The following is a 14,357-nucleotide window of genomic DNA, read 5'->3' as shown; positions in this document are numbered from 1 at the left end:
GCAAACAATCCCGGTTCGAGGAGCCTTGCGATGATCGTCTTGGGCGTTGCCCTGCTGCTGGCCGTGTTCCTGCTGCCCAATGCCTGGGCGAAGTGGGTGCTCAAGCGCCACGCTCGTGGGCGCAACGACTATCCGGGCACCGGTGCGGAGCTGGCCGACCATCTGCTGCGCCGCCTCGGCATCGAGGGGGTCGAGGTGGAGCGTAGCGACAAGGGCGACCATTACGATCCCGAGGCGCGCCGGGTGCGCCTTTCGCCGGAGGTCCACGACGGGCGTTCGCTCACTGCCGTGACCGTGGCCGCCCACGAGGTGGGCCACGCCATTCAGCATCATCAGGGCTATGCGCCGCTGCTCGCCCGCTCGCGCCTGGTAGCGGTGGCCCAGCGTGCGGAGAAGATCGGCGCGCTGCTGATGATGGCCGCTCCCTTCCTGTTCATCATCACCCGCCTGCCGGGCGGGCTCGCCCTGGTGGTGGTCGCGGCGGTGATCAGCTTCGGTACCGCAGCGCTGGTGCACCTGGTGACCCTGCCGGTGGAGTTCGATGCCAGCTTTCAGCGCGCTCTGCCGCTGCTCAAGGAGTACGTGCCGCCCTACGACATGCCCGGCGCGCGGCACGTGCTCACGGCTTGCGCCTTCACCTACGTCGCGGCTTCCCTTTCCAGCATCCTCAACCTGGGGCGGTGGCTGGTGATCCTTCGGCGCTAGGCGATCTCACCGCGGCCGATTGGCCATCACCACGGCACGGCGCGGCGCGGGGTAGCCTTCACGGGTCTTCGTCGGGTCGCCCGGGTCGAGGAAGTCGGCCAGCGACTGGAAGGTCATCCACTCGGTGGCGCGCTGTTCCTCGGTGGTGGTCGCTGCCTCGTCGATCACCCGCACGTTGTCGAAACCGCAGCGCTCGAGCCAGCGGCACAGCGCAGCGGAGGAGGGCAGGAAGTAGACGTTGGGCATGGCGGCGTAGCGGCTGCCGGGCAGCAGCACGGTCGTTTCGTCGCCCGCCACGACCAGGGTTTCCAGCACGAGTTCGCCACCGGGTTGCAGCGCTTCCTTGAGCTGCGTGAGGTGCTCCAGTGGCGAGGGGCGGTGGTAGAGCACGCCCATGGAGAAGACCGTGTCGAAAAAGGCGAGCCGTTCCGGCACATCCTCGATGCCCACCGGCAGGAAGTGCGTGCGCCCATCGTCGGCGTCGCCGACGAAGTGGCGCAGCGCCTGGAACTGGTAGAAGAAGCGCGGCGAGGGATCGATCACCAGTACGAAGGCGGCGCCTTGACCCGCCATGCGCCAGGCGTGGTAACCGTTGCCGCCGCCCACGTCGAGCACGCGGCGGCCGGCCAGCGGTGCCAGGTGCGGCGCGACGCGCTGCCACTTCCAGTCGGAGCGCCATTCGGTATCGATGTGAATGCCGGCAAGCGAGTAGGGCCCCTTGCGCCAGGGCATGAGTTTTTTGAGCAGGTTCTCGCACTGGCGGCGCCGGCCGTCGGTGAGTTCGCACGCGACCGAGACGGTATCGGCGTCGAGATTCACCCGGCGGGCGGCGGGCAGGGGGGGCAGCTTGGCCACGGCCTTTTCCCAGGCGGGCAGGTCGCCGTAGCGTTGGCGGTCGAGCCCGGCGGCGAGCTGCTCGGGGAGCCGTGCCAGCCAGCGGTCGAGGCCCTGGTCGACGAAGGCGTGGTAGAGCGAGCGGTGCGGAAACGGACTGCGTCGACTCATTCGGCCTCCGCTCGCGCGATGCCGGGCTCCTTGAAGGCGACCAGCGAGGCGAAATTGAGATACTGGAACCAGGTCAGCGAGCGGGTGAAACCGCTGCGGGCCAGCCGTGCGTGATGCGTGTCGAGGGTGTCGGGCACCAGCACGTTCTCCAGGGCCGTGCGCTTCTGGCTGATCTCCAGCTCGCTGTAGCCGTTGGCGCGCTTGAAGTCGTGGTAACGCTCCACTCGCCAGGCGTTGTCGGCTTCGTCGGGGTCGACGATCTTCTCGGAAAGCACCAGTACGCCCCCGGGCTCCAGTGCCTCGTAGAGCGCGACGAGCACGGCGTCGCGCTCCGAGGGCTCGAGGAACTGCAGGGTGAAGTTGAGCAGGATCATCCCCGCGGGGCGATAGTCGAGGCGGCGAATATCGCCCTCGACGATCTCCATGGCGTATTCGGGGCACTCGGTGGCCAGTATTTCCCGGGCGCGCGCGACCATGGCCGGGGAGAGATCGACGCCGGTATAGCGAAAGGCGTCGGGAGCGAGGCTGCCGGCCAGCGCCAGGCCGCCGGCTCCCAGCGAGCAACCCAGGTCGTAGACGTGGGCGCCGTGGCGCAGATGACGGCGTGCGATCAGACCGAGCATGCCGAGTATCTGCCCGTAGCCGGGTACCGAGCGGCGGATCATGTCGGGAAAGCAGGCCACCACGCGTTCGTCGAAGGAAAAGCGCGCCGTCCGGTCGAGGGGTGTCGAATAGATGGCGTCACGGTAAGATGCATCACTCATGATCGAGCCACGAAAGCGGGAACGGGCGCCATTCTACGCGTGCCGCCTTGCCGCTGCATCCGCCGGTTTCGAGGAGGAGCGAATGATCGACCAGAGCGCCGCCTGGCGTGAGCTCGAGGCTCACGGCGAGACGATGGGCCGGTGCCACCTGCGCGAACTGTTTGCCGAGGCGCCGCGCCGCGGCGAGCGCTTCACGCGCCGTGCCGCGGGGCTGACGCTCGATCTCTCGAAGCAGCGCTGGACGGAAGAGACGCTGTCTCGCCTGCTGGCGCTCGCCGAACGGGCGGGCGTGCCGGAGGCGATTCGTGCCCTGCTGGCCGGCGAGCGGGTCAATGTCAGCGAGAATCGCCCGGCGCTGCATACCGCGCTGCGCTTGCCGGTCGATGCCAGCCTGGAGGTGGACGGCGAGGATCTGGTACCTGCAGTTCAGGCGACGCTCTCGCGCATGGACGCCATGGTGTCGCGCTTTCATGCCGGTCAGTGGCGCGGCGCCACCGGGCGCCCCATCCGCGACGTGGTCAACCTCGGGGTCGGCGGCTCCGATCTGGGGCCGCTGATGGTCACTCACGCCCTGGCCGACTACCGGCTCGCGGACGTGCATCGCGTCGACGTGCACTTCGCCTCGACCATGGACGGCTCCCAACTCGTCGATTACTTGAGCCGCTTCAACCCCGAGACGACGCTCTTCGTGCTCTCTTCGAAGTCGTTCACCACCATCGATACGCTCTCCAACGCACGTACGGCTCGCGACTGGCTGATGGCGCGACTCGAACGCCAGGAGGGAGTGGACGGCGACCTGGTGATGCGACAGCATTTCATCGGCGTCTCGGCCAGCCCCGAGAAGATGGCCGAGTGGGGCATCGCGCCGGCCAACCAGCTCGAATTCTGGGAGTGGGTCGGCGGGCGCTACTCGCTGTGGGGGGCCATCGGGTTGCCCATCGCCCTGGTGGTGGGCATGACGAACTTCCGGGCGCTGCTCGCCGGAGCCCATGCCATGGACGAGCACTTCGCCACGGCGCCGCTGGCCGACAACCTGCCGGTTCTGCTGGCGTTGGCGGGGATCTGGAACGTCAACTTCCTCGACATTCGCGCTCACTCGATCCTGCCCTATGACGGGCGCCTGGAGTATTTCGCCGCCTACCTCGAGCAGTTGGAGATGGAATCCAACGGCAAGTCGGCGACTCACGGCGGGCGCCAGGTGAACTACTCCACCTGCCCGGTGCTGTGGGGCCAGCTCGGGCCCAATGCCCAGCACGCCTTCTATCAGCTGCTGCACCAGGGCACCCAGCCGGTGGTATGCGATTTCATCGCCCCGTTGCGCCGCTACGATGACGTCGCCGACGAGGCCACCCGCGAACATCTCAAGTCGCAGCATCGCCTGACGCTGGCCAACTGCTTCGCCCAGTCGCGCCTGCTGATGCTCGGCGACGAGGCCATCGACGAGGAAGGTCCGCGCCCCGGCCACAAGCGCTACCGTGGCAACCAGCCCTCCACCACCTTGCTGCTCGACCGCCTCACCCCGGGTACGCTCGGCGCGCTGATCGCGCTCTACGAACACAAGGTCTTCGTGCAGGCGACGATCTGGAACACCAATCCCTTCGACCAGTGGGGCGTCGAGCTCGGCAAGCAGATCGCCGGCGAGACCGAGCGCATCCTGGCGAGTCATGCCGGGCACGAAGCGATGGATGCTTCTACCCGTGCTCTGGTCGAGGCGGTGTGGCGAGCGGAGGCCGATGGCGATGAATGAATGGCAGAGCGAGCTGGCAATGCATACAGGGTGTTGGGTATGCTGAGTGCGCCGTTGCAGGCAAAGCGGGCCACCGGCGTGCTCTATCTTCACGGCTTCAACAGCGGCCATGGTTCTCCCAAGGCGGCGTTGGTGCGTGCCGCCTGTGCCGAGTTGGCGCTGCCGTGCACGACGCCGCAGCTGCCGCATCGGCCGCGGGCGGCGCTCGCACTGGCCGAAGCGCAGCTCGCCGAGCTGGGGCCTTCACCGTTGCTGGTCGGCAGCTCCATGGGCGGTTTTCTGGCCACCTGCCTGGCCGAGCGCCACGACCTGCCGGCGGCGTTGATCAATCCGGCGGTGCAGCCGGCCGGACTGGTGGCGGAGTGGCTCGGCCAGGCATTCGTCAACGAGTATACCGGCGAGCGTTTCACGGTCACCGAGACCCACCGCGACGAGCTTCAGGCATTGACGCCGTCACGGGTGGAACCGCGACGCTATCTGCTGCTGCTGGGCACCGCCGACGAAACGCTGGATCCGGCTGCGGCCTTCGCCTGCTATCGCGGGGCACGCTGCGCGATACACCCCGGAGGCGATCACGGTTTCTCCGCCTTGGCGGCCTACCTGCCGGCGATCCTCGCCCACGGCGGCCACGGTCTGGCCGCCGGATGCATCACCCATCAGGAAGACGACGCATGACGCAATACAGTGCCAGCTCGATCGAGGTTCTCTCCGGCCTCGAGCCGGTGCGCAAGCGCCCGGGCATGTACACCGACACCAGCCGTCCGAACCACCTGGCCCAGGAGGTGATCGACAACAGCGTCGACGAGGCGCTGGCCGGCCATGCGGGAAAGATCACCGTGCGGCTGCGTGAGGATGGCGGCATCGAGGTGGCCGACGACGGTCGCGGCATGCCCATCGACATCCACCCCGAGCATGGCGTATCGGGCATCGAGCTGATCCTCACCCGGCTGCATGCCGGCGGCAAGTTTTCCCAGTCCAGCTACCGTTTTTCGGGCGGCCTGCACGGCGTCGGCGTGTCGGTGGTCAATGCGCTGTCGAGCCGCCTGGAGGTGGAGGTGGTGCGCGACGGTAGCCGCCACGCCATGGCCTTCGAGCACGGCGAGAAGGTCGCCGAGCTCGGCGTGGTGGGCAGCGCGCCCAAGCGAGCCACCGGCACCCTGGTGCGCTTCTGGCCCGACCTCGGCTACTTCGACAGCCCCAAGCTCTCCATGGGCCGGCTCAAGCACCTACTGCGCGCCAAGGCGGTGCTCTGCCCGGGCCTCAAGGTGGTTCTGGTGGAGGCCGACGGCACCGAGAGCGTCTGGCAATACGCCGACGGCTTGCGCGATTACCTGGCTCAGGCCACCGACGGTTTCGAGGTGCTGCCGGCTTCGCCGCTGGTGGGCCACTTCGCCGACGACGAGCATGGCGTGGACTGGGCGATCCAATGGCTGCCCGAGGGTGGCGAGCCGCTGCTCGAGAGCTACGTCAACCTGATTCCCACGCCTCAGGGCGGGACCCACGTCAACGGCCTGCGCTCGGGCCTGCTCGAGGCGCTGCGCGAGTTCTGCGAGTACCGCAGCCTGCTGCCGCGTGGCGTCAAGCTCACGGCAGACGATCTCTGGGAGCGCGTCAGTTACGTGCTCTCGGTGAAGATGCTCGACCCGCAGTTCGCCGGCCAGACCAAGGAGCGGCTCTCGTCGCGCACCGTGGCGGCCTTCGTCTCCGGGGTGGTGAAGGATGCCTTTTCGTTGTGGTTGAACCACCACGTCGATCAGGCCGAGGCGCTGGCCGAACTGGTCATCAGCGCCGCCCAGCGCCGCCAGAAGAGCGCCAAGAAGGTGGCGCGCAAGAAGGTCACCTCGGGCCCGGCGCTGCCCGGCAAGCTCGCCGACTGCTCGGGCCAGGATCCGGCGGCCAGCGAACTGTTCCTGGTGGAGGGCGACAGCGCCGGCGGCAGCGCCAAGCAGGCGCGCCACCGCGAGACCCAGGCGATCCTGCCGCTGCGCGGCAAGATACTCAATACCTGGGAGGTGGAGTCCCACGACATCTACGGCTCCCAGGAGGTGCACGACATCGCCGTGGCCATCGGCATGGACCCGGGCAGCGGCGATCTCTCCAAGCTGCGCTATCACAAGATCTGCATTCTCGCCGACGCCGACTCCGACGGCCTGCATATCGCTACCCTGCTGTGCGCGCTCTTCGTGCGCCACTTCCCGGCGCTGGTGGATGCCGGTCACGTCTTCGTCGCCATGCCGCCGCTCTACCGCATCGACCTGGGCAAGGAGGTGCATTATGCACTGGACGAGAGCGAGAAGGCGGCGATCCTGCGTCGCCTCGAGGGCAAGCGCGGCACGCCCAACGTCCAGCGTTTCAAGGGCCTGGGCGAGATGAGCCCGCTGCAGCTGCGCGAGACCACCATGGCCGCCGACACCCGCCGCCTGGTGCAGCTCACCCGCGAGGTCGGCGACGGCACCATGGAGATGATGGACATGCTGCTGGCCAAGAAGCGTGCCGCGGATCGCAAGAGCTGGCTGGAGGACTACGGCAACCTCGCGGATATCGAAGTCTAGCCCTTCGGGGAGCTGTAAGCCGTAAGCTTTAAGCTGTAAGTAACCCCATGAGCACAGGTTTTTCTTACAGCTTACGGCTTAAAGCTTACAGCTCATCACAGCAGTTGAAGGGGGCGCAGTCCTCAATGACTCCACAAGTGTGAACAAGGCCACCGTGCTATGACCATGGATATCCAAGTCGCGGAGGGCGACGTCGAGCGTCTCTCGCTGCGCGAATACACCGAGAAGGCGTACCTCGACTACTCGATGTACGTCATCCTCGACCGGGCTTTGCCGCACATCGGCGACGGCATGAAACCGGTCCAGCGCCGTATCGTCTACGCCATGCGCGAGCTGGCGCTGAACGCCAACGCCAAGTACAAGAAGTCGGCGCGTACCGTCGGCGACGTGCTGGGCAAGTTCCACCCCCACGGCGACAGCGCCTGCTACGAGGCGATGGTGCTGATGGCCCAGCCGTTCTCGTATCGCTACCCGCTGGTGGACGGCCAGGGCAACTGGGGCAGCCCCGACGATCCCAAGTCGTTCGCGGCGATGCGCTACACCGAGGCGCGGCTTTCCAAGTTCAGCGAGGTGCTGCTCAGCGAACTCGGCCAGGGCACCGTCGACTGGACCCCCAACTTCGACGGCACCATGAACGAGCCGGTGGTGTTGCCGGCACGGCTGCCTCACGTGCTGCTCAACGGCGGTACCGGCATCGCCGTGGGCATGGCCACCGACATTCCGCCTCACAACGTGGGCGAGGTGGTCGAGGCGACCTGCCACCTGCTGCGCCACCCCGAGGCCACCACCGCCGATCTCGTGGAATTCCTGCCGGCACCGGATTTCCCCACGGCCGCGGAGATCATCACCTCGCGCGCGGACCTGCGCAAGGTCTACGAGAGCGGTCGCGGCTCGGTGAAGCTGCGCGCCCGCTACGGCCTCGAAGAGGGCAACGTGGTGATCACCGCGCTGCCCTACCAGGTGAGCGGGGCCAAGGTGCTCGAGCAGATCGCCGCCCAGATGCAGGCCAAGAAGCTGCCCATGGTGGCGGACCTGCGCGATGAGTCGACGCACGAGGACCCCACCCGGTTGGTGATCGAACCGCGCTCCAACCGGGTCGACATCGAGGCACTGATGGCGCACCTGTTCGCCACCACCGACCTCGAGAAGAACATTCGCGTCAACCTGAACGTCATCGGCCTCGACGGCCGGCCGCGGGTGATGCCGCTGCCGGACATGCTCGGTGAGTGGCTCTCCTTCCGCCGCACCACGGTACGCCGCCGCCTGGAGCACCGCCTGGGCAAGGTCGAGGATCGCCTGCACATCCTCGAAGGGCTGCTCGCCGCCTACCTCAACATCGACGAGGTGATCCGCATCATCCGCGAGGAGGACGAACCCAAGGCCGCGCTGATGGCCACCTTCGGGCTCTCCGACCGCCAGGCCGAGGCGATCCTCGAGCTGCGCTTGCGCCACCTCGCCAAGCTCGAGGAGATGAAGATCCGCGGTGAGCAGGACGCTCTTGAGGCCGAACGCAAGCGGCTGAAGGCCTTGCTCGGCAGCGAGGCCAAGCTCACCGACCTGATCGAGAAGGAGCTGCGCGCCGCCGCCGAGGAATACGGCGATGCACGGCGTGCGCCGCTGGTCGAGCGCGAGGAGGCGCGCGCGCTTTCCGAGGTCGAGCTGCTCGGTGCCGACCCCATTACCGTGGTGCTCTCCGAGAAGGGCTGGATTCGCAGCGCCAAGGGGCACGAGATCGACCCGGCAGGGCTCTCTTACAAGGCCGGCGACCGTTTCCATCTCGCGGCTCGCGGCAAGACCAACCAGCCGCTGGTGCTGCTGGACGATACCGGCCGCGCCTATACCTTGCAGGCCCACAACCTGCCCAGTGCGCGCAGCCAGGGCGAGCCGGTCACCGGGCGCGCCAACGTGGTGGCCGGTGCCCACATGACCGGGGTGATGCTCTCGCCACCCGAGACCCGCTATCTGCTGGCTTCGGATGGCGGTTACGGCTTCGTGGCGCGTCTCGGGGAACTCACCGGCAAGAACAAGTCGGGCAAGGCAGTGCTCAGCGTGCCGAAGGGCTGCAACGTGCTGCCGCCCCAGGCGATCCCCGAGGGCGAAGGCGTCAGCGTGGCGGCGGTCTCCAACGAGGGTCGGTTGCTGGTCTTCCCGCTCGAGCAGTTGCCGGAGATGGCCAAGGGCAAGGGCAACAAGATGATCGACATCCCCGGGGCTCGAGCGGCGCGGCGCGAGGAGTTCGTGCGCGACCTGGTGGTGCTGCCGGCCGGTGCGAGTCTGGTGGTGCATGCCGGCAAGCGCCATCTGACCCTCAAGGCCGGCGATCTGGACTACTATCGTGGCGAGCGCGGCCGGCGCGGTAGCAAGCTGCCCCGTGGTCTGCAGAAAGTCGACCGACTCGAGGTAGACTCTTGAGATTCGGGATTCGGGATTCGGGATTCGGGATTCGGGATTCGGGATTCGGGATTCGGGATTCGGGCTGCTCGTGGCCCGCAGCCCGAATCTCGTGGCGACTCATGAAATGAGGCAATGATGACACGACGACTGCTGATTCGCGCCACCGGCGCGGCACGACCCGGCCAACTGGCCGGCCTGGGCCAGGCCATGGCGCGCAGCGGCGCGAGGCTGCTCGACATCAACCAGAGCGTGACCTTCGGCATGATGTCGCTGGAAGCGCTGGTGGGACTCGATCACGACAGTGACCTGGAAGCTGCGCTGGCCGCGACGGGAGACGAGCTGGGGCTCGATATCCAGGCCATTCAGGTGAGCGCCGAGGAGTACCAGCGCTGGAGCGTGCAGGCCGGCCAGCCGCGGCTGATCCTCACCCTGCTCGCTCCGCACCTGCCGGCGGGCATCCTGGCCGAGGTCGGTGCGCTCACCGCCGGTCATGGCCTCACCGTGGAGCTGATCCATCGCCTCTCGGGTCGTGAGCCGCTGGACGGCGGCGTGGCCCAGGAGAATGCCCATCAGCGCGGCGCCTGCGTGGAGTGCTGGCTGCGCGGCGAGGAGGTCGACCTCGACGCCCTGCGCGAGAAGGCGCTGGCTCTGGGCGCCATGCACGGTGTCGACATCGCCATCCAGGAGGACTCCATCTGGCGTCGCCACCGTCGCCTGGTCTGCTTCGACATGGACTCCACGCTGATCCAGACCGAGGTGATCGACGAGTTGGCGCGCCGGCATGGCGTCGGCGACGAAGTGGCCGCGGTCACCGAGCGCGCCATGCGCGGCGAACTCGACTTCCAGCAAAGCTTCCGTGAGCGCATGGCCAAGCTCCGTGGGCTGGATGAATCGGTGTTGGCCGAGATCGCCGAGAACCTGCCGCTGATGGAGGGCGTCGAACGACTGATGCATCACCTCAAGCGATTGGGCTACCGCACGGCGATTCTCTCCGGCGGTTTCACCTATTTCGCCCGTCACCTGCAGGAAAGGCTCGGGTTCGATGAGGTCCACGCCAACGAACTGGTCATCGAGAATGGCAAGGTGACCGGCGAGGTGGCCGAGCCGATTCTGGATGCCGAGCGCAAGGTGCAGCTGCTGCACGAGATCGCCGAGCGCGAGGGGCTCGCCATGGAACAGACCATCGCGGTTGGCGACGGCGCCAACGATCTCAAGATGCTTGCCGCCGCCGGGCTAGGCATCGCCTTCCGTGCCAAGCCGCTGGTGCGCAGCCAAGCGCGTCAGTCGATCTCGACGCTGGGCATCGATGCCGTGCTCTACTTGATGGGCTACCGTCAGGGGGATCTGGAGGAAGGCGAGAGCTAGCCGCGCTGGCGTGGCCAGGGCATCTGGCGTACCTTCGGAGAAGCCCACCCGATCCGGAGGTCGCCATGACCCAAGCGCGCTTCACCCCCGAGCGGCTCGACGAACTCAACCTGCTCTGTCTGTTCAATCTCGATACCACCCAGGAAGGCCTCAAGGTGCATGCCGGCAGTGCTCCGGCAGAGGCCGTCGATGCAGCGGTGCGGCTGCACGCCAAGGGGCTGCTGACCCAGGCCGACGGCGGCTATCTGACATCGCTGGGTGTGGATGCGGCTCGCCACGCTCAGGACCTGCTGCGCATCCTCACAGCGCCCGAGCTCACTACCTGATCGTCGCTCGCCTCCTCGGGCGTGACTCAGGTCAGGCCTGATAGTGGGGCGGTGCTCCGGCGAGTCTTTGATGAAGGTCGATTCTTGTTATGCAATGTCATGAAATAAAGGGTTTTTCATGATTTTTTGCATCCGGTTTCGGTAATTTGCGCCCTGCTTCGCGCTGGGGCATGATCGGGGTTCGTCAAAAAACGGGAGAAACCCCATGTCAATTCATCAGCACGCCATCGACCCGGATCATGAGATCTTCAGTCACTGGGTTTCGCATGCCCAGGCTCAGCAGGCCGCTCACGAGGCCATCGTCGCCTTCATGGGCTGACCGGCCACCAGAGTCATGATCGACCAGGGATGGTCGTCTCTCCTTCTCGCATCATCCGAACGGCTTTTCTCTTCTCTCGCTCGTCATCCGGCCCGTCGGCCATGCCATTCGATCCATGAGTCTCCCGGGGCGCCCGCCAACCGGGGTGAGGGTTCGTGCGGCGCCCATGCATGCTACTATCGCGCCGTTTTCTGCCGCATCGGCGTGGCATCGTTTTCGTGCGCCGGCGGCGCCATTCGACCCTCGGATACACGCCCGCTGTGAGACTGTCGCATCCATGAGTACCTCTTTCGTCACTTGGCGCGAGCGCTTCGAGCGGCTGCGCTCGAACAAGCTCTTCGAGTTGACGGTGATCGGCATCATCGTCGTTTCGGCACTGCTGATCGGTGCCAAGACCTACGAAGATGAAGTCGGTCCCTTCCAGCAGTGGCTGCTGATGCTGGACGTGGCGATCACCGTATTCTTTCTGGTGGAGATCCTCATCCGCATGGCGGCGGAGCCGCGCTTGCGCGATTTCTTCCGCCGGGGCTGGAACGTCTTCGACTTCCTGATCGTCACGGCCAGCCTGATCCCCATGGACGATTCCGAGATGGTGCTGCTGGCGCGGCTGCTGCGCATTTTCCGGGTACTGCGTCTGGTGTCGATGATTCCCGAACTGCGGATGCTGATCGCGGCGCTGTTCAAGTCGATCCCGCGCATGGGCTACGTGGCGCTGCTGATGTTCATCATCTTCTACATCTACGGTGCCATCGGCAGTTTCCTGTTCTCGGATGTCGATGAATTCCTGTGGGGCAACATCTCGATTTCCATGCTCACCCTGTTTCGCATCGCCACCTTCGAGGACTGGACGGACGTCATGTACGCCACTCAGGAGGTCTACGCCTGGAGCTGGATCTACTACCTCACCTTCATCTTTCTGACGGCTTTCATCTTTCTGAACATGATGATCGGCATCGTGCTCGACGTGATGCAGAAGGAGAACCTGGCGATCGAACTGGAGAGCGGTGAGGGAGAGGCTGCCGAGCTGCACGGGCTGCGGGACGACGTGCGCTCGCTGCGCGGCCAGCTCGACCGCATTGAGGCGTCGCTCGCCTCGCGTGAAGGCCCGTCTGGAGTTGACAAATCTCGCCAGGGCTGATTCTCTAGAGACATGAACCAGACAACGTACCGCCTCGATCTAAACCTACGACTACTAGCCCGCCGCTGAGCGCGCCGGGCGATGCGTACCGCATTGCCCACTGTCCAGGTTTCATCGAGGTCGTACCATGTCTGCCAGCACCGATCACCCCATGTCCCATTCCGCTTTCGTCACTGCGCCTGTCGTGCGCCGTGTAGCGGGCAACAATGCCGACATCGACTTCGCCCCGCCTGGCCAAGCCTGGCGGGGCGAAGTCGTTTCCGACCATTCCCCCTCGACTCGCGTTCCGGGAGACCGCCGCCATGATGCTCGATAACCCTGCCGACAAGTACCGCCCCTTCGTTGCCGTCGATCTGCCCGACCGCCAATGGCCCAATCGACGCCTCGAGACGCCCCCGCAGTGGTGCAGCGTCGACCTGCGCGATGGCAACCAGGCGCTGATCGACCCCATGGATCTCGAGCGCAAGCAGCGCTTCTTCGACCTGCTGGTGAAGATCGGCTTCAAGCAGATCGAGGTGGGCTTTCCCTCGGCATCGCAGACCGACTTCGACTTCGTGCGCTCGTTGATCGAGCAGGACAGGGTTCCCGATGACGTCAGCATCCAGGTACTGACCCAGGCGCGCGAGCATCTGATCGATCGTACCTTCGAGGCGCTCGAGGGTGCCAAGAACGCCATCGTGCACGTCTACAACGCCACCGACCCGGTGTTCCGCCGGGTGGTGTTCAACGTCGACAAGGATGAGTGCGTGCAGATTGCCGTGGAGGCCACCGAGCAGATCCGCAAGCGCATGGAAGCCGCGCCGGAAACCAACTGGACTTTCCAGTACTCGCCCGAGCTGTTCTCCACCACCGAGTTGAACTTCGCGGTGGAGATCGTCGAGGCGGTAATGGATACCTTTGCGCCGAGCGTCGAGGCACCGATGATCGTCAACCTGCCGGCCACCGTCGAAGCCGCCACGCCCAACCACTATGCCGATCAGATCGAGTGGTTCTGCCGCCAGGTCAAGCATCGCGATAGCCTGATCGTCAGCCTGCACCCGCACAATGATCGCGGTACCGGCGTGGCGGCGGCCGAGCTGGGGATCATGGCCGGCGCCGACCGCGTGGAGGGCACGCTGTTCGGCAACGGCGAGCGTACGGGCAACGTGGACATCGTGACGCTGGCCATGAATCTCTATACCCAGGGCGTGCACCCGGAACTCGACTTCTCCAACATCACGCCGATCATGCGCGAAGTGGAGCACTGCAATCAGCTGCCGGTGCATCCGCGGCACCCGTACGTCGGTGACCTGGTGTTCACCGCGTTCTCCGGCTCTCACCAGGATGCCATCAAGAAGGGCATGGCCGAGCGCCGCGCCAACCCCGAGGCGATGTGGGAAGTTCCCTACCTGCCGATCGATCCCATGGACGTGGGTCGCAGCTACGAGGCGGTGATCCGCGTCAACAGCCAGTCCGGAAAGGGAGGCGTCTCCTACCTGCTGGAGCAGGAGCACGGCATCGAACTGCCGCGCCGGCTTTCCATCGAGTTCAGTCAGGTGGTACAGGAGGTCGCCGACCGCACGGGCAAGGAAATCACCTCACGGATGATCTATCAGGCCTTTGCCGACGAGTACCTCGAACAGAACGAGCCTTTTGCGCTGGTCGGCCATCGCCTCTCGTCGGAGCCCGACAGCCCGCGCGTGCACCTCGAGGCGCAGATTGCCCAGAACGGTGAGCGACGCACCATCCGCGGCGAGGGCAACGGGCCTCTGGCAGCCTTCGTTCGTGCGCTGGCTGCCGAGGGGCAGGACGTGGAGATCATCGACTACCACGAGCACTCCCGCGGCCAGGGCGCCGACGCCGAGGCGGTCGCCTACGTGGAGGTACGCATCGACGGCGAGGCGGTGTTCGGCGCCGGCATCGACGAGAGCATCACCACCGCCTCGATGAACGCGGTGATGAGCGCCATCAACCGCAAGCTCTCCACCCAGGCGCCGGCCGCCAACGTCACCGCCGAGAGTCTCGCCTGACCGACTGCGGCAAGCGGCCGCGATGAGCATGAA

Annotated in this window: 11 protein-coding genes; 9 read left to right on the top strand and 2 right to left on the bottom strand. The window is 66.1% G+C overall.

Annotated features, from left to right (window positions below; all coding sequences use genetic code 11):
- Positions 1–30: 30 nt before the first annotated feature.
- Positions 31–705: a zinc metallopeptidase gene (locus tag BLP96_RS15300; protein WP_089687857.1), complete on the top strand. Its 675-nt coding sequence runs from the start codon at positions 31–33 to the stop codon at positions 703–705.
- A 6-nt stretch (positions 706–711) separates the two neighbouring features.
- On the opposite strand, the gene cmoB is transcribed toward BLP96_RS15300, so the two are convergent.
- Together cmoB and cmoA are read right to left on the bottom strand one after the other, a co-directional pair.
- Positions 712–1,710 carry a tRNA 5-methoxyuridine(34)/uridine 5-oxyacetic acid(34) synthase CmoB gene (gene cmoB / locus BLP96_RS15295; RefSeq protein WP_089687854.1) on the bottom strand — a complete coding sequence of 333 codons (999 nt, stop codon included), beginning with the start codon at positions 1,708–1,710 and terminating at the stop codon, positions 712–714.
- Positions 1,707–2,474, bottom strand: coding sequence for a carboxy-S-adenosyl-L-methionine synthase CmoA (gene cmoA, locus BLP96_RS15290; protein ID WP_089687851.1), 768 nt, complete (start codon positions 2,472–2,474; stop codon positions 1,707–1,709). Before cmoA ends, cmoB begins: the two co-directional genes overlap by 4 nt.
- 82 nt (positions 2,475–2,556) lie before the next feature.
- Between cmoA and pgi the strand changes: the two genes are divergently transcribed.
- From pgi to leuA, 8 genes are all read left to right on the top strand, one after another.
- Positions 2,557–4,221, top strand: a complete 1,665-nt coding sequence (pgi, locus tag BLP96_RS15285) for a glucose-6-phosphate isomerase (RefSeq protein ID WP_089687848.1) — start codon at positions 2,557–2,559, stop codon at positions 4,219–4,221.
- 39 nt (positions 4,222–4,260) lie between these two features.
- Positions 4,261–4,896: a YqiA/YcfP family alpha/beta fold hydrolase gene (locus BLP96_RS15280; RefSeq protein WP_089687845.1), complete on the top strand. Its 636-nt coding sequence runs from the start codon at positions 4,261–4,263 to the stop codon at positions 4,894–4,896.
- On the top strand, positions 4,893–6,773 hold the full coding sequence (gene parE, locus BLP96_RS15275) for a DNA topoisomerase IV subunit B (protein WP_089687842.1): 1,881 nt from the start codon (positions 4,893–4,895) through the stop codon (positions 6,771–6,773). Before BLP96_RS15280 ends, parE begins: the two co-directional genes overlap by 4 nt.
- Positions 6,774–6,932: 159 nt before the next feature.
- The gene (parC, locus tag BLP96_RS15270; protein ID WP_089687838.1) at positions 6,933–9,185 is read left to right on the top strand and encodes a DNA topoisomerase IV subunit A; all 2,253 of its coding nucleotides are present in this window, start codon (positions 6,933–6,935) and stop codon (positions 9,183–9,185) included.
- Positions 9,186–9,302: 117 nt separating this feature from the next.
- Complete coding sequence (gene serB / locus BLP96_RS15265) at positions 9,303–10,532, top strand: phosphoserine phosphatase SerB (RefSeq protein ID WP_089688029.1); 1,230 nt, start codon at positions 9,303–9,305, stop codon at positions 10,530–10,532.
- 65 nt (positions 10,533–10,597) lie between these two features.
- A complete protein-coding gene (locus BLP96_RS15260) occupies positions 10,598–10,858 on the top strand; it encodes a TIGR02647 family protein (protein WP_089687834.1) in 261 nt (86 codons plus the stop codon).
- Between the two features lie 596 nt (positions 10,859–11,454).
- Positions 11,455–12,315, top strand: coding sequence for an ion transporter (locus BLP96_RS15255; protein ID WP_089687832.1), 861 nt, complete (start codon positions 11,455–11,457; stop codon positions 12,313–12,315).
- Positions 12,316–12,617: 302 nt separating this feature from the next.
- The gene (gene leuA / locus BLP96_RS15250; protein WP_089687828.1) at positions 12,618–14,324 is read left to right on the top strand and encodes a 2-isopropylmalate synthase; all 1,707 of its coding nucleotides are present in this window, start codon (positions 12,618–12,620) and stop codon (positions 14,322–14,324) included.
- Positions 14,325–14,357 lie beyond the last annotated feature (33 nt).

This window comes from Billgrantia gudaonensis (assembly GCF_900100195.1).
GTDB lineage: Bacteria > Pseudomonadota > Gammaproteobacteria > Pseudomonadales > Halomonadaceae > Halomonas > Halomonas gudaonensis.
Note: the sequence above shows the minus strand (reverse complement) of the source record. Positions and strands in the feature narration are given on the sequence as shown.

Excerpts from the sequence above, each read along its gene's own strand:
- serB (WP_089688029.1), top strand. The coding sequence starts at position 9,303 with ATGACACGACGACTGCTGATTCGCGCCACCGGCGCGGCACGACCCGGC.
- pgi (WP_089687848.1), top strand. The coding sequence starts at position 2,557 with ATGATCGACCAGAGCGCCGCCTGGCGTGAGCTCGAGGCTCACGGCGAG.
- cmoB (WP_089687854.1), bottom strand. The coding sequence starts at position 1,710 with ATGAGTCGACGCAGTCCGTTTCCGCACCGCTCGCTCTACCACGCCTTC.
- parC (WP_089687838.1), top strand. The coding sequence starts at position 6,933 with ATGACCATGGATATCCAAGTCGCGGAGGGCGACGTCGAGCGTCTCTCG.
- BLP96_RS15255 (WP_089687832.1), top strand. The coding sequence starts at position 11,455 with ATGAGTACCTCTTTCGTCACTTGGCGCGAGCGCTTCGAGCGGCTGCGC.
- leuA (WP_089687828.1), top strand. The coding sequence starts at position 12,618 with ATGATGCTCGATAACCCTGCCGACAAGTACCGCCCCTTCGTTGCCGTC.
- BLP96_RS15300 (WP_089687857.1), top strand. The coding sequence starts at position 31 with ATGATCGTCTTGGGCGTTGCCCTGCTGCTGGCCGTGTTCCTGCTGCCC.
- cmoA (WP_089687851.1), bottom strand. The coding sequence starts at position 2,474 with ATGAGTGATGCATCTTACCGTGACGCCATCTATTCGACACCCCTCGAC.
- BLP96_RS15260 (WP_089687834.1), top strand. The coding sequence starts at position 10,598 with ATGACCCAAGCGCGCTTCACCCCCGAGCGGCTCGACGAACTCAACCTG.
- parE (WP_089687842.1), top strand. The coding sequence starts at position 4,893 with ATGACGCAATACAGTGCCAGCTCGATCGAGGTTCTCTCCGGCCTCGAG.
- BLP96_RS15280 (WP_089687845.1), top strand. The coding sequence starts at position 4,261 with ATGCTGAGTGCGCCGTTGCAGGCAAAGCGGGCCACCGGCGTGCTCTAT.